The following is a 22,622-nucleotide window of genomic DNA, read 5'->3' as shown; positions in this document are numbered from 1 at the left end:
GCTTTTAATCATAGTTTAGCAACATTTTGTCAGTTCACTACATTGGGGTACAAGTTCTTCCGTAACACAAAAAATCCCCCTCCCATGAAAATCATGAGGAATTTAAGCGCATTTGCAGCTTTGTGTCAGAGGATAGCAATGAATTCACTCATTCTTGTCATTCTGGCCCAGAAAGGCAAACTGAAGTCTCAGGATTTCATCCATCGGAACGACTTTTCGGACTCTGCTCTCCAGACTTTCCGCCTCAGCCCAAAGGAAAGGATAAAAAGCTACGCCCTCACTGCTCTTCAGTTTCGAAGCATCGTTCTGCCAGCCGTCCCATCTGTAATCGGTATAGAACTTATCCGTATCGCCATGCAGACACCAATAGACGAATTGTCCAAATTTTATCTCCATATCTTCCATCTCCAGACAGTCGGGGGCAAAATAGCCGATATTGCCGTCGTCAAGACAGATGAACAATCCTCCCAGTATGTCTTCGCCGATCACTATCTCGTTGAACGGGAACAGACTGTTTCTAGTGACAAAGTTTAGTTCTCCCGAACCGTACAGCCTTATCCAGTTGTCAATGACTATACCACCTGTGTTTTCAAGGATTGCAGCCATCAGGCTACCGCTCTTGATCCGGTACTTCTCTTTCATTGCCTGCCTTGCTGCTTCATCCAGAGGCAGCACATTTATCGTTTTTGACGAACTTTTTATTTCATCAAGTATTCTCTGAAACATTTCATCGTTCATAGTCTTTATTTTTTTTCTGCTTAAAATTCTACTTTTCATCATACTCATTCAAAATAAATTGCACATTTATCTTGAACGTTATACCCATAGCATTTGCCGGAGGCCGTTATTACTTTTTTCATGTTTCTGTAAATCTTAAAACTCCATATCCTCCGTCCATTCCAAAGAGTCCACCGGACAAAGCTCTACTTTCTTCATTTCGTACCAAACGGTCAGCAATATCCTAATGCTGTCAGGCGTATATCCCTTAACCCATGTACATTCTACAAATTTTCGTCTGCCGTCTCTGATTTCCTCGAATGTGGCATGGCTCAGCAACCCTACACGGAACTCTCCAGCCATGTCCTCCTTTCTTACTTGCATGGCATAGACTGGTTTCCCGTAGCGTGTCGTGCGCCCGTCTTGGTCGATCAGACGCTGCAAGACTTCATTGGGCGTTTCCTGACGGGCTACTATGGCAAAACGTAGTGAAAGGTAATCCCTCCACCTTTGCGGTACTTCAGTCCGCTCATTCTCCGGCGGCATTGTCTTGTCCGAAAAAGTGGGAAACACAATATTCGCCGCCACCACCATAGCCACGATAACTGCCCAATAGACTGCTATTGCTCGTTTCCAGTAACGGGGACGTTCACGGAGTTCCTGCCGGACTTCCTTGCATATCTTCTTGTCGTCAAAAAATCCCAGAGGGATGGCTGACAGCAGCACCGCCAGACTCGCCAGACCGTAGAAAACAACCTTTTGTGGCACGTTTACCAGATGTACATACCCGTCTTGTCCCCTTGCCGCCAGAAATGTGCCGGCCAACAGGACGAATTCCGGGAGGATGCTCAGGAAGTATATTCCGGCAGCAAATGCCTTTCGCTTCCTTTTATTGTTCCATTCCGTGAAATGCGCGTAGGAAATTTTATGCAGCATCACCAACAGGCGGAAAAAACGGCTGAATATGTTTCTTCTATTTGTCATTTGAGTATTTCAGTTATCCATTTCAGAGCAGTTCCTAATAAAACCATTGCGGGAATAAGAAGCAAATAGAGAGGGAAAAAGAACAGGTTGCGCCGGAAGGGACTGAACTTGCGTCCCGCATAATGCTGCATGACCGCTTTCCGCCGGGAAGGCGGGTATATTTTGCCGAACAGACGGTCTGTCATGAAGACAGAAACGGAGAACACGATTAGAAGAACGGCTCCAAACACCTCGAATGCCAAGTCATCCAGAAAATGACCGCCTATGGTCAGAACCGGCATGAATATAAAAAACGTGATACAGGCCCACAGCATATCACTCCCACGGGGTTGTTTGAAACTGACCTTGTGATAATGCTCCCATGTTATTTCTCCCAACCAAAACAGATAGTCGAAGAAATAATAATGTCGTTCTTGCTCTTTATATTCCTGTTTCTTCATTCTAAACATAATGTTCGGCAGCCAATCGCTGTTTATGGCAATCTTTTCATTTCGCTCAATTACAAATATATATCATAAGGAAGAAACTTCAGAACATTCGGTCTTCCTTTTTTCTATGGTATGCTCAAAAGCATTTTTTGGGGATGCTTGTTTGGACGTTCTCCCTAAGGTCGGTGGAGCTGTCTCGCCCGAAAGTTTCCCGGCGTTTAATCGTTAGTTAGGGACAATAAAGCAAACCCCTATCCATAAATGACTATACAATTCCAACAACATCGAAGTAGTGTCAGTACAAAATGTACCAACAGTATTTTTCCGCTATACTTGAAACGATAGCAGGCAGATGCGACAAAGCCGATGGCACTCCAACCAATCGCCACCCGGCTTGTAAAGATATAGTTTTCGGAAGATTCATAGCTCCAACCTAATCCTTCACAACCTATCGGGTAAAGTTCCGGATGCTTTGAGAATTGTATAGAATCACTGACAACCATCCACAGCAATAGCAGACAGCATAGTCCCCACAATATCCTTAATACCAATCTTGATTTCATATTGTTTTGTTCATCATTTCAGGTTATCGTAAATGGTCTAACTCGATGTACCAACCTTCCTTGATGGGCTTGTAAAGCGTGGTGTCGTTGTACGTCCTGCGGTAGATCTCGTTTAGGTCGCCATGTTCGGTGATACGGATATTCCGACGGCTTCTCAATCCGGGATCGTAAACGAAACTCTTGGACGTTCCTGCATCTACGATACTGTGGGAGTAGTACGGCATAAAAAGGCTCACATATACCGAATCTGCCGTTTCCCATTCCCTGCGATCAACAAGGATAAAACCGCATCCAATCTCTGATAACAGGGAGTCGAGTAGGATTCGGTCTGGCTTTAACAGCCCATATACCGGGATGTCTTGTTCGTCATTTGATTCATAGGATGTATCACTTTGCTCTATTGAATCAAGTATAATGATCCCGTCAGGAGAAAGTGGCGGGTAGTGAAAACTACCTTCTGAACTCTCTGACATGATTTCGTACACCTTACGGAACGCCGCCTCGTGCGTGGCAAAGTGGCGTATCATTTCCTCATCGCTTGGCGGCATAGGCGGTTCTCCGCAGCTTGCAAGAAATAGTGTAATAAGAACCCCGATTACGTAATACATTCTCATGTTCTTCCAGTCTTATAACTACTTTAATAAGTAAATTAAGAAATTGCTTTCGCTATTTTGCCATTGAGTTTTACTTTCTCTTAAAATCGTATTTGGAATAAATCATGTCAAAATTTTCATTCTGTTCCCATGAATATCCGTAGAGAAAGAGCAACGTGTTTTCTGCTCCGCACAAAACCTCTGTCAAACCGTTATCGGACAAGATTTCTTTTACCTTTGGATATGTTAGATTAGGTAACTCAATGTTTAATAGCGATGAAATGTGATCGCGTTGGGCATCATCTATATTCAAGTGGATGGCAGTAACGTTTGGCGGGACAGGGAGTTGTGATGTCTCAAATTTTATTTCATCATCAGGATGTTCCTTGAAATACTTTTCAATCTTTCTCATAACAGCTTTGGTTACATGTTGGCACAGCGACAAATCACATGTGGACATTTCCATGTTAAATTTGAATGTATTGTTGAAAGCTTTCTGTAGCACAGCTTCAACACCAATTGGTTCGCCTTTGTGCAACCTGTCACAATCGAATGGTGAGTACTTCGGATGCAACTCTTTCACTTTCCAATAACCCGTTCTATATTGTGTAACCCAATCTCCAATATTGATTTTTTTCATGGCATTATTTTTTTTGTTCAATCTTTTCCTTCAAGCTTTGAATGTTCAGCAGGGAATGGCTTACCGTTATCCTGCGTTGTTATCAGTATTATATCTTTTTCATTATTTAATCTAATGGTTCTTAGTTTATTGTAGTTAAAACAATTATTCTAATTGTGTGTCTGTCTTCATTTCTCTCTGTTTGCTTTCCCTTATCGCATCTATCTCTTTATAGGTGTCGTCCACAATTTGATGGGATTCCGTATTTAGTTTCTTTGCATATTCCTGAACAATAGAATTTATTTCATGATAAATCCAGGCGGCTACAATCAGTATTGCAAAGACAGCCAATATTTTCTTTATCGGTTTGAAGCGGAGCAGATAACCTAAGAAGGCAAACAAGATATAAGCGATGTATATATACCCGGTATTGAGAGTCCTGCCAAAATATTCCAGTCTATGACGTCGCAGTTCGTTTGAAGTTTCCCATGCACCGATTGCGTGCTGGTACAATTCTGTATGTGCTACCAACCTCAGACTGTCTTCGTTGGCAACAGGATGAACGGCATCTTGATACACAACTCCGATTTCTCTCAATCGGTAGCTGTCATAGGCTTTTGATGCTAAGGTATCCGGAAGTATTGAGAGCAGCAGACCGCATGTGTCAATATCAGCCTGAAAAGATGTTTCAAGAGAATCAATCTGGGCTATCAGCTTTGTTTTAGACATAGACATCGGCTTTTTGTTCAATATCTGTTCTATGCTTATACCGTACTTGTCCGCCAGTGACCGGGGATAGCTGTGGTTCATATCAACTATTTTTCCGACGGATATGACCATCATCTGTGGACGCACAAACCAGTCATAATAATAAGTCATTGCCGACAAAGGAAGGACAAGAATCAGACCGATTGCCAATGTCCGGAAAAAACCGGTCCACTTTTCTCTATCCATAGCCCAAAAGACCAGGAAGGTTGCAACGCTCAAACTGTATGGAATCAGAGATGTAAATGCTGTCAGTCCTAGCTGCACACAAAAGCTAAGAGCTTCTTCTGTAGGCAGATCATAAAATGTACCTTTGTTCACTTCCTTGATTACAAGTCCCGCAAAGCCACACGCCACAGCGATAGTAAAAATCACAATAAAATAGATGCAATTCTTCTTCAAATGTTTCATATTCTTTTTACTGATAATGTTCAATAGCGTTCCGCTTTAAGCAGTAGTGCTGTTTGTTACTAACGAATTCATTCATTAATTGATGCTTTCATTTTTTCTACAATTACATCAATATATTGTTGTGGAATGTTTTTATTTTTATAGTTCTCAATAGCATCAAGAATACTTTGTTTCAATATCTCAACACATTGAGAATCATTTGCTGTTTCAAATTTATCAAATGGGAGTAGAATTTCCAATTCTATCCGATTACGTTTTTTCGAATATCTACTTAATGGATTTGTAGTAAATCCTTTTAAGCAGAATACATAGAAACTTAGTTCATTAATATATGAAATATCACATAGACAATCCATATATTCTATTACAGAGTTTCTTGCTTTACGAAACTTATCAGAAATACTATGTTCCAATTCACCTCCAATAAAAACTTTCATACAAATTTGTTATCGTTAGTAATGGTTTGCAGCGTTCCGCCTTATTCAGTCGGTAGTGCTGTTTGTTATAAACTCTTTTTTCTTTATTCTTTTGCCGTTACATGTAAAGCCATAAGTAAAAGCTGCATCTATGGTTTGTTTTGCACTCTCAAGAATATAATGATACAAATTATCATATTTACTAAAGCATGGAGAAAGAATGTAGAAGTTTTTAATATTTAAAGGAATATAAATCCCCGTCATATCGGATATTCCATAGCGTGCTTCCTCCAAATTTGGTACTGGTATGGAAATAGATATTTCAAACTCTTTATTAGATGGGAAACGTTTTGCCCGTTTGAAAATCCCAATCCCCCCATTAGTATTTCGAAGATTTATCTGTATGAGAAGTTTCCAATCTCCCAAATCATCTAAGTTGATTTGGTTATTGTAATCTTCCATATAACCATTCAACTCTCGGTAAATTGAGCGCAGTAAGTCCAATTCTCCAAGTTCAGGGATTTCACTACTTATTAAAACTGCATATTGATTATTCATACATTCATCCTTATATCCAGAGTTTATAACGTTATACTATCAGCCGATTTGGTTGTTATTTTCTTTAAGTATCAGACCTCGTCTTCCTCCATCAACAGATCGTCCAACGGGCTTTTGATATTGCTTTTGAAAGTGTCGGCTATGTGGACATACCTTTCCGTTGTCTTGATGTTGTTATGTCCCATAAGCTCTTTCACAATTTTGATGTCGGTTCCTTGCTCCAGCAAGTGGGTGGCGAACGAATGGCGCAGCAGGTGCGGATAAATCCGTTTCGTGATTCCCGCTTCCCGAGCCGCAGCCTTCAACCGTTTCGACACGATACTCTCGGTGAAAGGTTCGCCCGGTCTGTGTTCAAAGAGCCACACTTTCGGTTTGTATAGTCTGTTATATTCCGTCAGCTTTTTCATCAACGGTTTTGACAGCAGGGTGTAGCGGTCCTTCTTGCCCTTTCCCTGACGCACCCGTATCAGGGAGCGGGGTTCGTTGATGTCGCCGGGTTTCAGTTCCAGCAGTTCGCTGATGCGCAACCCTGCGGAGTAGAGTATGGAGAACATACAGAAGAAACGCAGGTCTGTCACTGTCACGTCGAGTATTTTCTTTATTTCCTCCTTGCTCAACACGTCGGGCAGCGTCTTCTCCCGTTTGGCACGGTTCACCTTGTAACACCGCCGTTCCTGACCGAGAACTTTCTCGTAATAGAACTTGATGGCGTTGATACGCTGGTTTTGCTGGCAGGAGGATATGTTTTTCTCATGGATGAGATACAGCAGGTAGTCGTTTATCTCGTCGGGAGTAACCGTTTCAATCTTACGCCCCTCGAAATATTGTTGGAAATCGCGGAAATAGGAGGTATATACCCTTACGGTATGGTCACTGTAACGCACTTGCTGGAGTTTTTCCAGATAACCTTCCGGCAGTGGCGGCCGTTTGTCTTCCTCTTTACGGGGTGCGGTTTCCTTGATGGCGGAATAGTCTATAAACGCCATTTTCACATAGCGGTCGAAGAACTCGGCAAGCACGAAATTCTCTGCCGGCAGATAAGCTCTGCCACCGACAAGCAGTACGTTTTCTTCCTTCGACAGCGACAAGCGGATGTCATTGTCATTACCGAAAGTCACTTCGACAAATTCTCTCCCGTTTCTTACCACAGGAGAAAGTTTGATTTTGGGTTTTGGAGTATATATTTCCATGTTTTTTAAATTTTACCGGTCCCACTCGTTCAGGATTTCTCCGCTTATGATATCATATCGTATCCAGTGTCCCGTCTCGCGTCCCTCGGTGTATTCGCCTTGGACTGCGATATCGTCCCGGTCGATTTCTTTCCACGAACCGTGCTTGTAGCCGTTCTTGTACGAGCCGGATTTGTAGGCGTACAGCTTGCCATGTAGGTGGGCCGTGTATTCGTAGGGGCCGTCCAGTTCGCCGTTCTTATAGTGGCTGACGGTTTTGCTGACCCATCTCTCGGTGGTATCCTCGCTGATTTTCCATTGTTTTCCCTCTTTCCGGTCGTCGGTATAGTTTGCCTCGTAGATCTGCTTGCCGCTTTTCGGGTCAAAGCGTTGTTCCTTGCCGTTCCGCTTGCTCTGCCTATATTCCTGAACCATGTCCGGCTTCCCGTCGCTGAACCATGTCCTTACCGTACCGTCTATCTTCCCGTACTGCATGGGTGCTTCCCGTTGCGGTGTCTTTCCGTCCTGATGATAGGAAACGAACAGACCATGCCGTCTGCCGTCGGTATACTTGCCCTTTTCCCGCAGGCTGCCGTTGCGGAAACGCCTGTACTCGCCCTGCATAACCCCTTTGGAAAAATGCACTATTTCCTCATCCTGCCCCCGCAAGATACGGAATTTGCCCGATAGCGGACGTTTTCCGCCCTTCAGATAATGGACGACTGTTCCATGCTGTTCGTCCGTGGTGGTTCGCAAGTCACCGGATTCCACGATCCGCTGTGCGAAGGCAGAACAACACAGCAGCGTGAGAACGATGGCCGCAAGCATTTTTCTTATGTTTCCCTTTACCTTTCTCATTCGTCCGGATATTCAAGTTTCAATGTCATGCCGTCCAAAGCGATGCCTTCGCTAAGCGTGATGGCAAGTTTCTGTTCTTCGGAGCATCCTATGGTTTCCCCGTCCTGCAAGGTGACATCATCCGACAGGATATAATGCACGATGTCCATTAGGAAATCACGGATGTCACTCAGATCGGCAGGGGCATACACTTCGATTTCCTCTTTCCCGAATTTTCTCAGTCCGTAGGTATAGATGCCGGGGATTCCTTTCTGTGTGCGGTAGATGCCGAACCATACCCAGTCCATGACGGGCAGTTCATCTTCTTGCAGGAGTGCGGCCATATCCCTGTAAAATTCGGGTTGGAACACCATACCGTCGGTATATACCGCTGTAGCGTAGGACTGTTTCAGGCAGGAAGACGTGGCTCTGGTGAACAGTTTGGCTCTCTCCAGCAGGTTGGATTGGTCTCCGGTCACGGATACGAGGATATGAGCCTCGTGTTGTCGTGCCACTTCTGTTGCATCTTTCCACAGGTAGTTGCCCTGTGCATAGTGTTCCGCTTCTCCGTTGGGTACGGGACCGGGCATGATGGCTATTGCCAATGTCATGCCGCTGAACATTCCGACAAGTACGTCCCCGTTGTCGTCGTCATCGGTAAGGACGATTCCCCAGTCTTCCTCGAAGTCATGGATGAACTGTTTCTTGTCCCATTGATTTTGTGAAAGCAACACGGACGAGACAAAGCATCCTTTGATATTATCCTTTTCCATATAGTTCTTTCTTTTTGAGTCGTCAATTATTGAAGATTCTTGCGCAAGATAGGTATTTTACCCTGATTCCTTGGTACTTTCATCTGTTAATATACGATAAATGCAGGCCCTGCCTGTGACTTTACAGATAAAGGTTGCGCTCCGTTCAATAGATGCGCACATACTGTACTTCCCCGTCAAGCAGTTCAACATAGCGGTTGTCGGAAAAGCGCAATGTCTCCAGAGTCCTGCCTTCCTTCTTGACTTCCGATTTGTGGTATGGTTCGCCCCATGCGGCGATGACCATTTCCCTCGTCATGCCGGTATCGACCTTGCGGAAGGCAATCAGCTTCCCGTATTTCTCGCCGTACCGTTTTTCCAGCTGGCCGATACGTGCCGTGCTTACAAACTCGTACACCTCGTCACCGCCTATAGGAAATGCTTCCACACGGACACCGTCAGCACCTTCCATCAGCAGAAACGCCCCGTCACTGTTCATCTTCAGGCCGATGTCCACACAACGGTACTCCGCACCTTCAGCCGGGGTGATTACCTGACCGTCCTCGGTCTCGACGGCCTTGGCAAGTGACAGGAATGTCTGTCCGACAAAGCGTTTCAGTTTCTCATAATACCCTATACAGGTCATGCTCAGCGGATACCTGAATGGGTTGTAATACATCTCATCACCGCTTTCTTTTTCACGGAGCAGCAGGCAGCATCCAGCCGACAGGTAGTCTGTCTTTGTCCAGACCTTCACTACCTCGTAATATTTCCCCACCACCTCTTTAGAAGGGGTGGTACTGATGTTGACCGCCTTGTACACCGTTCGGTCATCCCCGGTAAGGAAATTGACCGTGTAGAAAGCATCCCAGTAGCCGTTCCTGTCATTTTTTACCCCATGCATGTACAGGGTCTGTCCCGGAAGGGAAGTGAAACTCCGCTTCTCCACGTTCGTCAGGCTGTCATAGGGGTGGGCATTTGTCACCGTGTACTCTTTCAGTCCATCGTTCTTGGGAACGATGTTAAGCTGTGCATGGGCATACATCACCGTGCACAGGAAGAAGGTTATAATTGGAATTGTTTTCATACTCAATCACTTTTTAAGTTTACAGGTGGCATCCGGGAAAGAGCACTCAGCTATTTGCCGGAAATAGAGAACAGGTACAGAGACAGTCCTATCCCGACGGCAAGAATCACTCCCAGCCAGAACCGGAAAGTTTTCGGACCGAGCAGATTCATCCAGAAGTTACCTCCTGTACTACCCGGACGGGAATACGTCCACTTCCAGCCACAGATGACACCGACAAGCCATATCAGAAGCAGGCCCGCCACGACCAGATAGCCGTAGCGGGGTTCCTGCTGTATCAGATTCGGAAAATCCTTTATTTTATCCAACCATTCCATATCTCACCGGTTTATTTTTTCAAGAGCGCCGCAAATTCTTTAAGCTGTGGCAGTCCGTCAAAGAAATCAACGTCAAATTTGGCCGTTGAGCCGTTGGCGAGGGTGATTGTCAGAATACCATTGTCGTAATTGTAGTTTGAACTGGATATTTCCGACAATGTAAAAGAACACATCTCAACATTTCCTTTCACGATGACCGGGTATGTCACCTTATCGCCGTCAACCGTGATGATACAGCTTTTGGCAGCCAACTTGCGGGCCTTATGTATCTTCCGCCAGGCTCTGAACAGCATGTACAGTCCGACAAGGGCAAGGATGATGGCTGTTGGTAACGGTCCGAGGATGCGAAGTGTACCGACTTTTATACCGAAAGGATAAACTACCGGTACTATTATCAGTCCGGCACCGACAAGGATTTCAGTCAGATTGTCCTTGATGGACGATTTGGAAGAATAATTGAATGTAGCCATATTCGGATATTAGTGAAGTTATTCGTTCGGTGATATTATTTTATGAAAAAGTACCAGATAAGCAGAGCCGCGGTGATGATTATGGACAGGACCGTCATGGCCGACCTGTATTTTTCGACAGCAGGCGATTCCTGCGGAGCTTCAAATTCCAGTATCGTAGGTGCTTGGCCTATCGCGCTATTAGGAATAGCCTCTATCTTGAACTCGTTGGGCTGTTTTTCAATGCCGATCAAGGCATAGGCACAATCAAGCTGATTGGCCTTTCTTGGCGAGAATACCGATTTGCTGAACAGGATGACGCCGTCATAATGATCGCTTATTTCCATTACCGAATCCATATCCCGTTGTCCTGTCAGTATATGACGGCCTGTATCAGGATCTACTATGTAATAGTCATAGCCACAGGACTGTACGGAATCATAACGGATTTCACCGATTTCCAGCGTATCCACTTCAGCCTTGATGCTCTGAAGGGTGGCCTCGTCAATTTCAGTCCCTTTCAACGGGCAGGCATACAGGCAATAGCGGCTGTCTTCGTGCATCACGGTTCTGATGGGATAGAGGTTTACTACTTTGCGGTTTTCCAGTTTGAGGTATGTCTTAGACAATTTGCCGATTGCTTTCCCGTTATAACCGGCCGGAACAGCACCTCCTTCAAGAATGGCTGACAGATTTTTAAGTTCGCTCATGTTGTAATTCTTTTTATTCGTTTTCGATTATTGTTGATTATTTGATTCCATTTTCTACAGTGAGACAGAAGTTCACCTCCCTGTACAGTTGTTCCAGCAGATGTTCGTCATCCAGCGACTTCCTGCCGGGACGTAAGAAACCGTCCGGAGTGTCGGATGCGTAGTAGAACATGTTCCCGTTGAAGGAGAGCATCAGGTCACGGCTGAAGGATTTCCGCAGGGCGGTCAGCTTCCGCATCATCGCCGGGGTGAGCACCATGCGGGCTTCCACCTCGTCATCCGCGTACACGGCAAAATGCCTCTCGAACTCCGGGTCTTCCAAATGTACGAATTTTGCCCCGTACTTTTCCTTCATTCCCTGGATTGTTTGCGCCAGGTAGCCGATTTTGTTTTCCAGATGGTCGGGCAGCAGCATCACGTAGCCCCTGAAGGTGCGGTTCAGCTTGCAGCACCCGAACATGCCCCTGAAACTGTGCATCGTGCTCTCTATCCTGACTCCGAATATCGGACGGATAAAATACTGGTACGGCACTTCAAGGAAGTTGAAGGCCGAGAAATCTTTCGAATTGGCTGAAGTCACACCGGCATCCACGACAGTCATCATGTCATTTCCGACGGGAATGTCAAGACGGCCGTAACAGGTCGAACTTACCGAATTGCCCGATGACAATGCCGTTCCGAACAGGCGGCTGTCCGCAAAGACTTTCGGCTGTATGGAACCGGAAGGATTGTACCTTGCTCCCGGGAACAGCAGGTAGATGATGTGGGCCATCGTGTAGGTTTCCCTCTTGTTCAGCGCGGCAAAACATTTCATGAATGCGAAATGAAGTACAAAAAATACGGCAAAGCCTATCATGAGGTATTTTCCCGTGGTGACGGAAGTCTCATAGTCAGTACGGTCCACGAGGAATCCGCCGAAGATACAGAAACCGAACCACACGACGGTACACAGATAGACAATGGAGGTCAGGATGCGGAACACAATCCGGAGCATCCTGATACGGGACATCTCTTTCTTCATGTGAAGGGAAATGCCCTTGAAATCTATATTCTGACTTTCTTCCATGCTTTACTTGAATAATTCTCCCACTTTCACTTCCTTGATCTCACTTTCCGGGAACTCTATCAACTCCTGCTGCTCATGCTTGCGCCAGGATGCGATTATCGACGACGGAAACATTTCAATGTAATTGTTATAATCGGTAGCAGCGGCATTGTAGGTGCGCCGGATTGCCTGCAGCTCATTCTCCATGTCCTCGATCTGGACCTGAAGATGAAGGAACTGCTGGTTCGCCTTCAGCTCCGGGTAGTCTTCCACCGCCACATTCAGTCTTGACAGAAGCGAGGACATTTCCGTACCGCTTTTTATCTGCTCGGACTCTGTAGCGTTCGAAGCCCTTGACCGCAAATCGGCAATGCGGATGAGAATCTCATTCTCGTGCCCCATGTATGCCTTTACGGATGCGACAAGATTGGGGATCAGGTCATTCCTCTGTTTGAGGACCACGCAGATACCACTTCTGCATTGCTTGACCCGGTTCTTCTTTGCAATAAGGCTGTTGTTAGTGAATACTGCCCATAAAATAATTATGAGCAGTACCACGATAATACATATAACGGCTATAATCATATTTTCAGATGGATTTAGACATACAATTCAGCCGGTATGACTCTGATTGTCCCTTCCCAGTAGAAGTGGGGGACGATGCCGTCTGAAGGAAGATAGCCTTGGGGAAGTTCCTTGTAATAAAGGACAAGTTTCCTTACTTCCACATCGGCGCCTTCCACGATTTCACCACTCAGTTTCACGGTTGACCAGCAGTCCTCCTCCTTGGCAAGACTGACTACGCCCTCACATCCGGGAGCTACCGGCTGCCTGCCTTCACACATGTTGCGCAGCTTTTCCATCACTCTCTTCAGCCATTCCATATCGTTCATGTGTCCCTTGTCCAGTGCGTATATGCCAATACCATGGAAAGAGTCGTCCTTGTGCTTCACGCCTTTCCACGCCTCTGCCGGGGCACTGACAATCCCCGCGTAAACGATATATCCTTCCGTGAATTTTCTCAACCACTTGCTTTTGCCCAGCCATGGTGCCTTTCCTGCAAGTTTCTTGAAGAACTCGGTCTCAGAACTGCGTGGCGTCTGCATGTACGGTTTCATCTTGTCAAGCTGTGTCGGGTTCTTGTACAGTTCCCTGTCTCGCTTGGCTTCTTCGGCCTCCTTTGCACGCCGTGCGGCCAGTTTCTCCCTGTATTTACTTACGTCAAGACCTTGTGCTTCCATTTGGTCAAGATCATTCTCTGTCATGGTTTTCTCCCATTCTGTTGCTGCATTTTTGAAAAGTGCCATAATCGTAAAACTTTTAAGATATTGTTGATTCTATTTTTTTTGGATTCTACCATTCGATTGCCTTCCAAGGGGAATCTTCTTTATTGAGAAGCGCTCCCACGACTTCATCCGCAGTCTCGTAGTCATCTGTTTCGCCTCTCCATATTCCGCGTCCCACGGCAAAGCTGTTGCCGTATTCTTCCCATGAACTGAAGGATTCCTTGGCTATGCCGGCAGTGGTTCTGATGGCTTCCCACATTTCGTCTTCATTGATGTAGCCGCAGATGAAAGCCCAACGGGCCATGTTCACGGCACGTACAAGGTCCCATGCCAGCACGGTTTCGGGCAGGTCCGCTTCCGTCGTTTCATTTACTCCCATTACAAATTCAGCTATCGTGAACGCATCGCCGATCTTGCTGTCCTCGTCCGCCTTTTCTTCCTCGGTGATGGCCTCGATTCCACGCTGGCGGATTTCAGCCAAGGCCGGATCCGCACCGGCATGTTGGCCTTCGTTCAGCAGCCATGAGATGGTCTCCAGGGCACTCTTCCTGTCAGTAACTTCCCACCATTCCTCAAGCATTTCCTTAAGGGTGTCCGTGCCTGCTGTACTTTCAAGGGAGTCCACGTTGTCATCGTTGTATAGGAACAGAGGTGCCCCATAAGCCAGAAGTTTGTTCTGTTCAGGTGTCAGGCTGTTGTCGCCCTTGCGGGTGATTTCCCAACCTGCATATACGTCAAAACCGTCCGAGAAATCCGGTAAACCTTCCGGCATGAATCCGGCATTCATTGCCTGCTGCATCATGTTCCCTGCGAACTCGATGTTTTTGCTGTAGGTCTCCATTATCGCCTCGGGATCCTGGGCGGATTCTGCCATCATCTTTGCCTGGTATGCCTGTGCCTCCGCAACTCCCGGGAACATCTCGGCCGAGTCCTGCATCAGCTTTTCATGCATCTTCATCAGGTCGGTGCCTTCAAATCCGGGTACGTTGCCATACAAGGCTTGCGCCTGTTCCAGTGCTGCTTTCATGGCCTGAGCCTGTGCTTCTCTTGCGATTTCCTCGGGTGTCTGAGGTGTCTTCTTGGTTTCTTCTGCCATATCTTTCTAATATTAAATTTGTTAATGAATATCTTACCTGTTTATTCCGCTCCGTTTTCAAGAAGTTTTTCCACGATTTCGTTGAAGCCGCGCTCTCCTGCATAGTACAGGGCGGTGTGCTGGAGGTTGTCTGAGATGCTAACATTCGCGTGAAATTCAAGCAGGACGGACACAAAATCGTTGTGGCCCTCCTTGGCTGCAAGAATAAGCGGGGTTTCCCCGTTGTCATTCTGTGCGTCAACCGCAGCTTTGGCCTTCAGCAGAGCCTCGCCTATAAAGCGGTTACCTGAAATGGCCGCGTAATGTATCGGGGCATTGCCGCTCAGCATAGCTTTGCCGGGATCGGCTCCGGCCCCGAGAAGAAGGTTGACCATGACAAGATTCCCCTGCATACAGGCGAGTATCAGCGGAGTCTCTCCGCCGTCATTCGTCGAGTCAAGCATGGACTTGTCTGACAGGAGCAGCGTGCGGACAATTTCACCCTGTCCGTTATACACGGCCTGATGAAGCGGGGTGTTGCCACGTGCATCCCGGTCATTCCCGCACGAGAGTCGGGCGACCACTTCCCGCAGCCCGTGGGCTGTGGCATAGTCGATGGCCTTGTGGCCGGAGGCATCGGCGACCTCCGTATCGGCTCCCTGATCCATCAGGAAAAGGGCGGCATCTGTACGCTTGTTGTCAAGCAGGCATATCAGCGGGGTTCGTCCTTCATTGTCCGTCACGTTGATGTCGGCCCCCTTCTGGAGCAGCTTCCCGAGGATTTCCTTGTTGCCGCTCCGTGCCGCCGCGTGGAGCGGGCTTTCGGAACGGTTGTTGATACATGACGCGTCGGCATCGTTGTCAAGAAGCAGAGCCACTATGTCCCTGTAGCCTTTCTGACAGGCATAATAAAGAGCAGTGTTTCCTTCCTGATCCCTTTTGTTGATGTCAATTCCTCCCTTTTTCAGGAATATCTGGACAATGCTTTTCTGCCCGTTTCGGCAAGCATTGAGAAATGTCTGGTTGTTGTCCATATATCTTTGTTTAAGAATATTTCAATAATAGTCTTACGAGATTGTCATTGTTGTAGTCTGCCGCCACGTCCATGGCCGTTTTGCCTTCATTGTTTACGGCATTTACGTCAGGCAGCTTGAAGTCCAGCAGGAGTTCAATCGCTTTCTGTGCTATGCTGTCACGGCAACATGCCGCCACATAATGCAGGAGGGTGTTTCCCCGGTTGTCCGTCTTGTTCACGTCAGCTCCGGCTTCGAGAAGCTTTTCGAGGATTTCCGTGGGGTCGTCAGAACCGGCTGACCAGCCGTAAGGCACATATTTTTCGTTCGCCTTATGACCACCGAAGAGAATCATCATGGGAGTTTGGCCGGAAAGATTGGCGGCGTTGGGGTCGGCCTTTCCCTTGAGCAGCCAACCGAATGCCGTTTTACCCAACCTGTAGCCGGTATGGCGGCAGGAAAGGGCAAGTGCCGTGTTGCCTTCCGTATCAACAGGAAGCTCGGGATTCCAGCCTTTTTCCTTCATCAGGTCAAGCAGCCCCTTGTAAACCTCGGTATCCTTGCAGAAATAGTCCTTACTCACCCATACCGAAAAAGCCGTCTCTTCATTCGGGAAACGGTAATTCGGATTCGCTCCGCCGTTCAGAATCATGGCCGGAGCATCCTGTATGCTGTCAAACCAACTGAACGCACAAGCGAGGGGCGACTTGCCTTCAAAGTCATACATATCCTTGTGCTCGCACACCGTCTGCAGGTCTGCACCCGAACGCAGAATGGCATCCAGCGCCTCCATATCCTTCATGTACATAGCCTGGAATATGTCCATGTTGCCGTGCAAGGTCGAAAGTTCGTCAACATTGGGGTCGCTTCCGGAAAGGAAGGCCGCGATCTTCATCGCCTTGTTCTCTATGGCGGCATCCCAGGCTGTCTTTCCACTGTTTGACTTGTCTTCCGGATCGGCCTTGTCTTCTTCAACAAGCCTTCTGGCAAGTCGGTAGGCGGCTTCGCCATCATCCTCCAGCCTTGCAATCCTGCTCCTGATTTCCTCTATCTTGTTTTCGGGGTAACTGTATTGTACGGATTCGTCCAGTTCCTTTTTCGCGAACCGGATATCCCTTCTGATGTCGCCTGAAGCGGCACAAAAACCGAAAAGCACGTTCTCGCCGTTAAGGTCGGTTGAGTTGACGCGTGCTCCGGAATTTATGATCGCTTCCGCCATCTTGAAATGACGGTTCCTTACGCACTCGATAAGGGCCGTCGTATTCTTGGCCGAACGCGGTATATTCGCTCCATGTTCCATGAGCATGACAGCTATTTCTTTCAGTTTGTCTTCATCTGCACGGCCGGCACTGGTTCTGCCGAGGATATGAATCGGGGTGGAACCGTTTGCATCCTTCGTGTTGGGTTCGGCATCACGTTCAAGAAGTATCTTGACCCCCTCCGCGTCTCCATACTGGCAGGCAAGATGCAACGGAGAACGGTCTTCGTACTGTTCGTCGCTGTCATCGACGGGCACTTCTCTGAGCGCCTGATGAATTGCATCCTTCGGCTGACTTGTCGAATAAAGTCTGTATATGTCACTGTATTTCATGGTTGTATGTTTTTTATCAGTTCTTCAATGTGTTGATATTTATTGCCCAAACGGGCGTGGATAGTCCGCACCTCCGTGTGCAGGTGCAGTCTGGCCGACACTTTCGCTTTCAGCCTCAACAGTTGTACGGCGGCGAGGTTATCGGGAGCATCCTCCGGCATGGGACAACCGGCAGGGCTTTTTTCGTATTCCCAGCGGAGGACGGCTTCCGGCAGGTTTTCCGGCAGACGTTCCGTTAACGGTGGCAGCAGCCTCTCCGCTTCCAACAGCAGGGAACGGCAGTCATTATACAGAGAAAGGTAGTAGCAGCATAACGCCTTGTTGTAAAGTGTCGGCAGGTCAGACTTTCCTGCCTGCGTGAAACAGGAGAAGGCAAAGGCATATTCGCCACTTACCATATAGGTAATACCTGCGGAGAAAAGTTCTTTTTTCTGGGATTCAGGCATGGTTTGTTTATTTCCATATATTCCAATCATAGATACTTAAACACTAAAAGAGATTTCAGACTGTTATGGGTGGAAACAAAAAACCGACGATATTCGGGCGCAGAGAACGCTCCCCAGTACCGTCGGACCATAAAAATATCCTGCCTTTTTTGAGACAATATGGCAGAGGATGAGTATTTATAGGAACTTTTGTCGTAAGACAAGGATAACCCCGGATAATTGATTCCGGTAATCCATTGTAAATTAAATGTTTTATTATATATTGACGCGCGATAATTGTGTGTGTGTGTGTGTGTGTGTGTTTACACGAATTTTCCACACTGCCAAATTATCAATACACTTTTTAAGGGAATATGTAAGGTAACTAATGCACACAAGAAAAACGTCCGCTTTATGCGAAGCTTCGCTCAAACAAATATCATTTGTTAAAATCGAGCGACATTTTACAATGTATCCATTGTCATACATATCAGTTTATTAGAGTGAATACTTCTTCAAATACAAAATTAGAAAAATGTTTTGTTCTGCAATGAAATAACCGACACTTTTTTCAGGGAAAAATAAAAATGGCTTTATTATAATTGCCTTGTACCATAGAAAACGGGCAGAGAGCATGCAGTTGCTCATCTGCCCGTCCTGTAGGGAGAACCGTTTCATGCCGCTATCGGATTCACTTTCAATGTAGTCTGAAAGATGAACGCCTCTACTTTCATGTTGATTATGAAACATTGTTGGTGTGCGTGATAAGACTTCATGCCTTATTCAAACCTAAATCCAACGGGCACAAAAACAAGTAAGTAATTATTCAATGTCTTGAGATCATTAAATACCGCAAAGGCAGTAAGGAATATAGCAGATTGGATTATTCTAAAAGGCCAAATTTATATCTTCTTTTGGCGGCATATTACAAGGAACTTGCCACCCGATCAGGGGGGCTCTTGTGGAAACGGAACTAACAAACAAGCAGTAATTTCGTTTCTTGTTCATGGTAAAGACTACGACAACAAATCCGGTAGCGGTATTTACTGTTATTTAGGTCAGCCACGGGTTTCGATACGGGTCATAATCTGTTTGGAAAGTAGCCAGTTGCCAATCGGTAACCGGCTTTTTCGTGTCATCGACTTTACGAGGGATTTGTGGATTAAGTCGCAATTTGGCGGCATCATTAAGCCATTTCATGCTATCCTCGTAATCGCGCATACGGACAACACTGACATTATTCGGGGCAATGAGTTTCGTGAGCTCGTAGATAGCCAATCGAACCATATGCTTCTTGAGGTTGTAGTTTCGTGGATCGTGTAATGATAGGTTTAGACCGACTTGCGGCGTGTCCGCGTTCACATCCGTTTCCGGGTAAAATACCCGTCCGTCATAAACTACATATTCGTGTTCCGACAATTCGTAGGCATTGTATGATGAATCGTAATCGGCTATGGCTCCCCAACAGTCGGACACCATAGGGTCAAGATTGCAATCGAAACAGTCAAGCGTCATCAAAGTATAGAACGCCCCTTCATATTCAACGACTGACCACAGAGGATACTCGACAGGCTGCCATAACGTGACTTCCGTCTCGATCCAACCGCCGACCATCGGGATACGGATATCATCGAACTTGTACCCGTTTTCGGCAAGGCAAATATAGACAACACCGTTGTAGTTTACTTTATCACCCGGATAATAGGTGTTGAACTGGGAATAATTTACAACTTGTCCCGCATCGACGTGGATATCGGAACACTCTTCCCAATAGATTGCCGTTGCCGGCTTGCGATAGCCGCTGACGGAGCGTGTCACCTCATGGATTTGTCCCTCGAAATAGACATGCACACCCACGGGATAGGTAATTCGACGGTCGTATTCGGCGATATATTTTCCTTTTGCAAGTTCCTTTTCAATCTCGTAGTTCTCCGACAAATATTCCACAATGCTCATCTCCGCCGATTCTTCCGCCTGGATGAATCGTGCATCATTGCCCCGCGTGAGTTGTGCTAGTGCTTCCGGAGTAATTATCCCAAGATAATCGTCATTATTGAGAAACCGTCTGTACATATCCTTGTTCCGTTATTAGTATGAAAATCCTTCCTGAATTACCGATGTGGAGACCACATACCCGTTCCCGTCGCCTCCGCTCTTGAACTTGTACCAGCTGTCGCGCAGGTAGTAACAGAGCAGGTAGTCAAGGCAGTCGGACAAGTGCCCGTACCGTTCATATTTGACACCGGTTTTCGGGTCGGTGGTCTTCTGTTTGCTCTTGGTACCGTCCTCGTTACGAAGCTGGTAAATCAGATCCTGGGTAAGTTTGCGACATTTGATATCGATTTGTATCTCCCAGCCTTCATAGCCCCCGAATACCTCGTTGACGAACTCGCACCGTGTAGCCTGCGGAGGCTGCTTGCGTAACAGCTTTACCTTCGGTCGCAGGATTCCTCTGCCGAAAGTGTCCGTGATGATGGTATAGTTGTTGATGCCGTCCTCGTTGGTGGTGGAGCGTTGTAACCCGGAAGGGTCACCGGTCACATCCACTCCGCCGATATGCTTGTCCCGGTAAAGTTTTAAGCGTACTTTCCGTGCCAACGCAGGTGTGTTGTTCTCCTTTTCCTCCGGCTTGCCGAGTATCTCTTCCAGTATATAGACCTTCCTGTTTTCATAGTCTATTTGTGCGGAGAGCACCGACATTTGGGGGGCAACATTGAAGTCCCACACCGTGATGAGCGGCTTGGTCGGATCGTATGCTTTTTCTTTCAGTCCGGTAACGAGATGCCGGGAGCCGTCGAAACTGTTATAAATCGCCATATCGTTGGCTTCCACGAAATCCCAGTTGCCATAGAGCAGGCGTTCCTTTGTCGCCTGATCCCGGATCTTGTTCAGGGCCGCCTCGTACACCTGACGGAAAGCGATATTCGGGTTGTCAAACACGGAAAAAGGTATATACGCTTCACCCTCGCGGCAGATGACCTTGTCTCCGTTTTCGTCCTGCACGAAGCGGGAACGCACCCAGTTAATCGTCGGATTGGTGGTGAGCAGCATTCTCGGAGTCTTGAATGTCTCATGGGTTCTCCAGCGGAGACGGGAGAACAGCACTTCGACGGCCCGTTCCGAGATTTCCGACACCTCGTCCACCATGGCGATGGTGTATTCCGAAGAGCCGAAACGCTCGAAGTTGGGGTCGCTGGGGATATCCGCCATCTCCTTCATGATGATGACCGAGTCATTCCAGAATGTGAGCGTGCCTTCGAGGTTGTTTATCTTGTAGTTTGTATCCTCTTTCAGTCCCCAATCCTTCAGAATCGACTTGATGGTATTCCATGTCGATTCCTTCAACGACTTGAGTGTCTTACGGGCCACCACCGCACGGATATTCTCGAACCGGATACATGAAGACACCAGCCAAACGCTGCCGATATACGATTTTCCGCCGCCGGCCGCTCCGCCTCCCAGTATCAGCTGCGGCAGGTTCTGCGACTTGCAATGCCTGCATTGGGGCCTGTACTGAGGGTTGCCTTGCTGGTCATAGCCGATAAGGATTTGCTCGATCTCCCCGCCACAATGGGGACAATAGTTCGGTTGCAACAGTTTCCAGAGTTCATACTGCCGTGGGGACGGTTTGAACTCGATGCGCAGGTTTCTGGGTGGTTTGAGCCTGTTGACCGCCATTAGATTTATACAATCTGAATGGTTATGTCCCTTTCGGACTCGAGTATAGCATACAGTTTTTGGAATGTAGTACGGGATTCCAAAACTTTTCCCTTGACCGTATTCTTTCCCACGATGATACAGCCGGCGGAATCGACTTCGGTATTGCCGGAATGGATCAGGATGCCGAGGAAATGCGGCACATCATGCAGATATGGCATTTTCTTCTTGTACCTGGGACTGTACTGAAGAGTGACTTTATAAGTCCCGGCAGGAATGGCAGTCTTGGCATAGACCTTTTCCTTGCAGGTACAGGAACGGCCGCGAGGAGTATCCGGACAGGTTGCCGGAAGTTCCCTCACGGCATCTTCGATGGTATTACAGAAAAATTTGCCGTCGATGGACAGGTCACCTATGGTATAGGTCTGACCTTTGAATTTGCGGTTGAGTGTCAGCTTCATACTTCGATACTATTTGTATCGAAAGAGTAGAGACGGACGCCGGCTAATGTTTATTATATGTGTTTGTAAAAGGAGGATATTTCAGGAAATGATGTATCTTTGTGAACGGATTGACAGTATTTAATCAAGAGTTAATATGACAAAAGCGGATATCGTCAGGGAAATAGCAACGCAGACCGGTCTGGAGAAGCAGGTCGTGTTACAAGTTGTCGAAGGATTCATGGATAGCGTAAAGTCTTCCATGATAAACGGCGAGGAGGTTTATCTTCGCGGCTTCGGCAGTTTCATCATCAAGCACCGTGCGGAAAAGACAGCACGCAACATAAGCAGGAATACCACGGTGATAGTGCCTGCCCACAATATCCCGGCATTCAAGCCGTCAAAAGCCTTTGCAGGAAGGATGAAATCAGACAAATAAGGTGATTATATGCAACAGGAGCGTTATTCAGATGCTCCTGTTACTTTATACAGGGCAACGAGGTTGGCATTGTCCGATTGGAACAGGAAACGGCCGTTGCTTAAAAGGCATTCGTGGATGGTGTTGTCATTAGGATCCGACTCCAATAAAGCCCCCGCCTTGTTTTCATCGATAAGAAGCATTTCTATGCCTTGTACGGTGGCGGCAGTTGCATCAGCAGGAATTTTCAAAAGTTCATCCATCAGATTCATGTCGTTCATAATATCTCCGTATTTG

28 protein-coding genes are annotated in these 22,622 nt (G+C 46.9%); 1 reads left to right on the top strand and 27 read right to left on the bottom strand.

Annotated elements, in window-relative coordinates; genetic code table 11:
- Nucleotides 1-144: 144 nt before the first annotated feature.
- The 26 genes from DWY57_RS06255 to DWY57_RS06120 all read right to left on the bottom strand — a co-directional run bounded on the left by DWY57_RS06255 (nt 145) and on the right by DWY57_RS06120 (nt 21,928).
- On the bottom strand, nt 145-738 hold the full coding sequence (locus DWY57_RS06255) for a DUF2625 family protein (protein ID WP_009316581.1): 594 nt from the start codon (nt 736-738) through the stop codon (nt 145-147).
- A gap of 135 nt (nt 739-873) precedes the next feature.
- Nucleotides 874-1,701 carry a hypothetical protein gene (locus DWY57_RS06250; RefSeq protein ID WP_009316582.1) on the bottom strand — a complete coding sequence of 276 codons (828 nt, stop codon included), beginning with the start codon at nt 1,699-1,701 and terminating at the stop codon, nt 874-876.
- On the bottom strand, nt 1,698-2,141 hold the full coding sequence (locus DWY57_RS06245; protein WP_018665640.1) for a hypothetical protein: 444 nt from the start codon (nt 2,139-2,141) through the stop codon (nt 1,698-1,700). The genes DWY57_RS06250 and DWY57_RS06245 overlap by 4 nt, the downstream gene beginning before the upstream one ends.
- 239 nt (nt 2,142-2,380) lie before the next feature.
- Nucleotides 2,381-2,692 carry a hypothetical protein gene (locus DWY57_RS06235; RefSeq protein ID WP_081032677.1) on the bottom strand — a complete coding sequence of 104 codons (312 nt, stop codon included), beginning with the start codon at nt 2,690-2,692 and terminating at the stop codon, nt 2,381-2,383.
- Between the two features lie 23 nt (nt 2,693-2,715).
- Nucleotides 2,716-3,306 carry a DUF4948 family protein gene (locus DWY57_RS06230; RefSeq protein ID WP_009316585.1) on the bottom strand — a complete coding sequence of 197 codons (591 nt, stop codon included), beginning with the start codon at nt 3,304-3,306 and terminating at the stop codon, nt 2,716-2,718.
- 70 nt (nt 3,307-3,376) lie between these two features.
- Nucleotides 3,377-3,925: a hypothetical protein gene (locus DWY57_RS06225; RefSeq protein WP_009316586.1), complete on the bottom strand. Its 549-nt coding sequence runs from the start codon at nt 3,923-3,925 to the stop codon at nt 3,377-3,379.
- A 144-nt stretch (nt 3,926-4,069) separates the two neighbouring features.
- Nucleotides 4,070-5,080: a hypothetical protein gene (locus DWY57_RS06220; RefSeq protein WP_009316587.1), complete on the bottom strand. Its 1,011-nt coding sequence runs from the start codon at nt 5,078-5,080 to the stop codon at nt 4,070-4,072.
- Nucleotides 5,081-5,148: 68 nt separating this feature from the next.
- Nucleotides 5,149-5,517: an Imm44 family immunity protein gene (locus tag DWY57_RS06215; RefSeq protein WP_004295261.1), complete on the bottom strand. Its 369-nt coding sequence runs from the start codon at nt 5,515-5,517 to the stop codon at nt 5,149-5,151.
- A gap of 45 nt (nt 5,518-5,562) precedes the next feature.
- Nucleotides 5,563-6,054 carry an Imm9 family immunity protein gene (imm9, locus tag DWY57_RS06210; protein ID WP_008620116.1) on the bottom strand — a complete coding sequence of 164 codons (492 nt, stop codon included), beginning with the start codon at nt 6,052-6,054 and terminating at the stop codon, nt 5,563-5,565.
- Nucleotides 6,055-6,125: 71 nt separating this feature from the next.
- A complete protein-coding gene (locus DWY57_RS06205) occupies nt 6,126-7,244 on the bottom strand; it encodes a site-specific integrase (protein WP_009316590.1) in 1,119 nt (372 codons plus the stop codon).
- A gap of 12 nt (nt 7,245-7,256) precedes the next feature.
- Entirely contained in the window at nt 7,257-8,081 is an 825-nt protein-coding gene (locus DWY57_RS06200; RefSeq protein ID WP_119193658.1) for a hypothetical protein, read from the bottom strand.
- Nucleotides 8,078-8,833 (bottom strand): DUF4261 domain-containing protein, encoded by a 756-nt coding sequence (locus DWY57_RS06195; RefSeq protein ID WP_009316592.1) that lies wholly within the window; start codon nt 8,831-8,833, stop codon nt 8,078-8,080. Before DWY57_RS06195 ends, DWY57_RS06200 begins: the two co-directional genes overlap by 4 nt.
- A gap of 145 nt (nt 8,834-8,978) precedes the next feature.
- Complete coding sequence (locus DWY57_RS06190; RefSeq protein ID WP_004328541.1) at nt 8,979-9,899, bottom strand: hypothetical protein; 921 nt, start codon at nt 9,897-9,899, stop codon at nt 8,979-8,981.
- A 50-nt stretch (nt 9,900-9,949) separates the two neighbouring features.
- On the bottom strand, nt 9,950-10,216 hold the full coding sequence (locus DWY57_RS06185; protein WP_004328542.1) for an immunity 17 family protein: 267 nt from the start codon (nt 10,214-10,216) through the stop codon (nt 9,950-9,952).
- Between the two features lie 11 nt (nt 10,217-10,227).
- Nucleotides 10,228-10,686, bottom strand: coding sequence for a hypothetical protein (locus tag DWY57_RS06180; RefSeq protein WP_004328543.1), 459 nt, complete (start codon nt 10,684-10,686; stop codon nt 10,228-10,230).
- A gap of 35 nt (nt 10,687-10,721) precedes the next feature.
- Complete coding sequence (locus tag DWY57_RS06175; protein ID WP_004328544.1) at nt 10,722-11,375, bottom strand: hypothetical protein; 654 nt, start codon at nt 11,373-11,375, stop codon at nt 10,722-10,724.
- A gap of 37 nt (nt 11,376-11,412) precedes the next feature.
- On the bottom strand, nt 11,413-12,441 hold the full coding sequence (locus DWY57_RS06170; protein WP_004328545.1) for a DUF3137 domain-containing protein: 1,029 nt from the start codon (nt 12,439-12,441) through the stop codon (nt 11,413-11,415).
- 3 nt (nt 12,442-12,444) lie between these two features.
- Nucleotides 12,445-13,005, bottom strand: a complete 561-nt coding sequence (locus DWY57_RS06165) for a LemA family protein (RefSeq protein ID WP_004328546.1) — start codon at nt 13,003-13,005, stop codon at nt 12,445-12,447.
- A gap of 14 nt (nt 13,006-13,019) precedes the next feature.
- Entirely contained in the window at nt 13,020-13,727 is a 708-nt protein-coding gene (locus DWY57_RS06160) for a hypothetical protein (RefSeq protein ID WP_004328547.1), read from the bottom strand.
- A 46-nt stretch (nt 13,728-13,773) separates the two neighbouring features.
- Nucleotides 13,774-14,802 (bottom strand): DUF1266 domain-containing protein, encoded by a 1,029-nt coding sequence (locus tag DWY57_RS06155; protein WP_004328548.1) that lies wholly within the window; start codon nt 14,800-14,802, stop codon nt 13,774-13,776.
- A 41-nt stretch (nt 14,803-14,843) separates the two neighbouring features.
- Nucleotides 14,844-15,815 (bottom strand): ankyrin repeat domain-containing protein, encoded by a 972-nt coding sequence (locus DWY57_RS06150; protein WP_004328549.1) that lies wholly within the window; start codon nt 15,813-15,815, stop codon nt 14,844-14,846.
- Nucleotides 15,816-15,825: 10 nt separating this feature from the next.
- Complete coding sequence (locus DWY57_RS06145) at nt 15,826-17,385, bottom strand: ankyrin repeat domain-containing protein (protein WP_119961475.1); 1,560 nt, start codon at nt 17,383-17,385, stop codon at nt 15,826-15,828.
- Complete coding sequence (locus tag DWY57_RS06140) at nt 17,382-17,831, bottom strand: hypothetical protein (RefSeq protein ID WP_040293443.1); 450 nt, start codon at nt 17,829-17,831, stop codon at nt 17,382-17,384. The genes DWY57_RS06145 and DWY57_RS06140 overlap by 4 nt, the downstream gene beginning before the upstream one ends.
- Before the next feature lie 1,032 nt (nt 17,832-18,863).
- Entirely contained in the window at nt 18,864-19,883 is a 1,020-nt protein-coding gene (locus DWY57_RS06130) for a hypothetical protein (RefSeq protein ID WP_004328553.1), read from the bottom strand.
- Nucleotides 19,884-19,898: 15 nt separating this feature from the next.
- Nucleotides 19,899-21,488 (bottom strand): phage terminase large subunit, encoded by a 1,590-nt coding sequence (locus DWY57_RS06125; protein WP_004303996.1) that lies wholly within the window; start codon nt 21,486-21,488, stop codon nt 19,899-19,901.
- Between the two features lie 5 nt (nt 21,489-21,493).
- The gene (locus DWY57_RS06120) at nt 21,494-21,928 is read right to left on the bottom strand and encodes a DUF5675 family protein (protein ID WP_004293512.1); all 435 of its coding nucleotides are present in this window, start codon (nt 21,926-21,928) and stop codon (nt 21,494-21,496) included.
- Between the two features lie 136 nt (nt 21,929-22,064).
- On the opposite strand from DWY57_RS06120, the gene DWY57_RS06115 reads away from it, so the two are divergent.
- Nucleotides 22,065-22,346, top strand: coding sequence for an HU family DNA-binding protein (locus tag DWY57_RS06115; protein WP_004293511.1), 282 nt, complete (start codon nt 22,065-22,067; stop codon nt 22,344-22,346).
- A gap of 23 nt (nt 22,347-22,369) precedes the next feature.
- On the opposite strand, the gene DWY57_RS06110 is transcribed toward DWY57_RS06115, so the two are convergent.
- Complete coding sequence (locus tag DWY57_RS06110) at nt 22,370-22,606, bottom strand: hypothetical protein (RefSeq protein WP_008860755.1); 237 nt, start codon at nt 22,604-22,606, stop codon at nt 22,370-22,372.
- Nucleotides 22,607-22,622: the final 16 nt, after the last annotated feature.

This window comes from Bacteroides sp. AF25-5LB, from assembly GCF_003602965.1.
Classification (GTDB): Bacteria; Bacteroidota; Bacteroidia; order Bacteroidales; family Bacteroidaceae; genus Bacteroides; species Bacteroides uniformis.
This window is presented reverse-complemented; position numbering and strand designations above follow the sequence as displayed.

Excerpts from the sequence above, each read along its gene's own strand:
- DWY57_RS06140 (WP_040293443.1), bottom strand. The coding sequence starts at position 17,831 with ATGCCTGAATCCCAGAAAAAAGAACTTTTCTCCGCAGGTATTACCTAT.
- DWY57_RS06175 (WP_004328544.1), bottom strand. The coding sequence starts at position 11,375 with ATGAGCGAACTTAAAAATCTGTCAGCCATTCTTGAAGGAGGTGCTGTT.
- DWY57_RS06120 (WP_004293512.1), bottom strand. The coding sequence starts at position 21,928 with ATGAAGCTGACACTCAACCGCAAATTCAAAGGTCAGACCTATACCATA.
- DWY57_RS06225 (WP_009316586.1), bottom strand. The coding sequence starts at position 3,925 with ATGAAAAAAATCAATATTGGAGATTGGGTTACACAATATAGAACGGGT.
- DWY57_RS06235 (WP_081032677.1), bottom strand. The coding sequence starts at position 2,692 with ATGAAATCAAGATTGGTATTAAGGATATTGTGGGGACTATGCTGTCTG.
- DWY57_RS06170 (WP_004328545.1), bottom strand. The coding sequence starts at position 12,441 with ATGGAAGAAAGTCAGAATATAGATTTCAAGGGCATTTCCCTTCACATG.
- DWY57_RS06110 (WP_008860755.1), bottom strand. The coding sequence starts at position 22,606 with ATGAACGACATGAATCTGATGGATGAACTTTTGAAAATTCCTGCTGAT.
- DWY57_RS06160 (WP_004328547.1), bottom strand. The coding sequence starts at position 13,727 with ATGGCACTTTTCAAAAATGCAGCAACAGAATGGGAGAAAACCATGACA.
- DWY57_RS06130 (WP_004328553.1), bottom strand. The coding sequence starts at position 19,883 with ATGTACAGACGGTTTCTCAATAATGACGATTATCTTGGGATAATTACT.
- imm9 (WP_008620116.1), bottom strand. The coding sequence starts at position 6,054 with ATGAATAATCAATATGCAGTTTTAATAAGTAGTGAAATCCCTGAACTT.
- DWY57_RS06230 (WP_009316585.1), bottom strand. The coding sequence starts at position 3,306 with ATGAGAATGTATTACGTAATCGGGGTTCTTATTACACTATTTCTTGCA.
- DWY57_RS06245 (WP_018665640.1), bottom strand. The coding sequence starts at position 2,141 with ATGAAGAAACAGGAATATAAAGAGCAAGAACGACATTATTATTTCTTC.
- DWY57_RS06190 (WP_004328541.1), bottom strand. The coding sequence starts at position 9,899 with ATGAAAACAATTCCAATTATAACCTTCTTCCTGTGCACGGTGATGTAT.
- DWY57_RS06255 (WP_009316581.1), bottom strand. The coding sequence starts at position 738 with ATGAACGATGAAATGTTTCAGAGAATACTTGATGAAATAAAAAGTTCG.
- DWY57_RS06215 (WP_004295261.1), bottom strand. The coding sequence starts at position 5,517 with ATGAAAGTTTTTATTGGAGGTGAATTGGAACATAGTATTTCTGATAAG.
- DWY57_RS06150 (WP_004328549.1), bottom strand. The coding sequence starts at position 15,815 with ATGGACAACAACCAGACATTTCTCAATGCTTGCCGAAACGGGCAGAAA.
- DWY57_RS06145 (WP_119961475.1), bottom strand. The coding sequence starts at position 17,385 with ATGAAATACAGTGACATATACAGACTTTATTCGACAAGTCAGCCGAAG.
- DWY57_RS06165 (WP_004328546.1), bottom strand. The coding sequence starts at position 13,005 with ATGATTATAGCCGTTATATGTATTATCGTGGTACTGCTCATAATTATT.
- DWY57_RS06125 (WP_004303996.1), bottom strand. The coding sequence starts at position 21,488 with ATGGCGGTCAACAGGCTCAAACCACCCAGAAACCTGCGCATCGAGTTC.
- DWY57_RS06195 (WP_009316592.1), bottom strand. The coding sequence starts at position 8,833 with ATGGAAAAGGATAATATCAAAGGATGCTTTGTCTCGTCCGTGTTGCTT.
- DWY57_RS06205 (WP_009316590.1), bottom strand. The coding sequence starts at position 7,244 with ATGGAAATATATACTCCAAAACCCAAAATCAAACTTTCTCCTGTGGTA.
- DWY57_RS06250 (WP_009316582.1), bottom strand. The coding sequence starts at position 1,701 with ATGACAAATAGAAGAAACATATTCAGCCGTTTTTTCCGCCTGTTGGTG.
- DWY57_RS06180 (WP_004328543.1), bottom strand. The coding sequence starts at position 10,686 with ATGGCTACATTCAATTATTCTTCCAAATCGTCCATCAAGGACAATCTG.
- DWY57_RS06200 (WP_119193658.1), bottom strand. The coding sequence starts at position 8,081 with ATGAGAAAGGTAAAGGGAAACATAAGAAAAATGCTTGCGGCCATCGTT.
- DWY57_RS06155 (WP_004328548.1), bottom strand. The coding sequence starts at position 14,802 with ATGGCAGAAGAAACCAAGAAGACACCTCAGACACCCGAGGAAATCGCA.
- DWY57_RS06220 (WP_009316587.1), bottom strand. The coding sequence starts at position 5,080 with ATGAAACATTTGAAGAAGAATTGCATCTATTTTATTGTGATTTTTACT.
- DWY57_RS06185 (WP_004328542.1), bottom strand. The coding sequence starts at position 10,216 with ATGGAATGGTTGGATAAAATAAAGGATTTTCCGAATCTGATACAGCAG.
- DWY57_RS06115 (WP_004293511.1), top strand. The coding sequence starts at position 22,065 with ATGACAAAAGCGGATATCGTCAGGGAAATAGCAACGCAGACCGGTCTG.